This window comes from Corynebacterium glyciniphilum AJ 3170 (assembly GCF_007673095.1).
GTDB lineage: Bacteria > Actinomycetota > Actinomycetes > Mycobacteriales > Mycobacteriaceae > Corynebacterium.
This window is the reverse complement of the sequence record NZ_VDYZ01000138.1, coordinates 1-316: the sequence shown is the minus strand read 5'-3', so window position 1 is coordinate 316 and position 316 is coordinate 1. Positions and strand designations below refer to the sequence as shown.

At 63.6% G+C, this 316-nt stretch carries 1 protein-coding gene; it reads right to left on the bottom strand.

Annotation, left to right across the window (positions count from 1 at the left end):
- On the bottom strand, window positions 1-316 hold a 316-nt coding region (locus FS507_RS19925), incomplete at both ends, for a hypothetical protein (protein WP_222121457.1).

Below are 316 nucleotides of genomic sequence, written 5' to 3'. Positions count from 1 at the left end.
CTCCCCTCACCTCCTCTCCCCACGTCACAACCACATCCTCCCCCTCCCATCCATCACCCCTCTCCACCCACACCTCATCCTCCCTCATCAACCCTCCTCTCTTCTCCACCTCCTCAACCCCAACCACCTCCCCAACACCCTCCCTTCCCTCTCTCAACAACTCATCACCGTCACCCACCACCTCCACCTCCCCCCCCACAACCCCATCCACCTTGCACTCACCTACATCTACCCCATCCCCCCCCCCCCTGCCCCCCAGCTCCTCGACAAGACCCCCATCTCTCCCCACCTCCCCTCCAACCACCTCACCCACGAC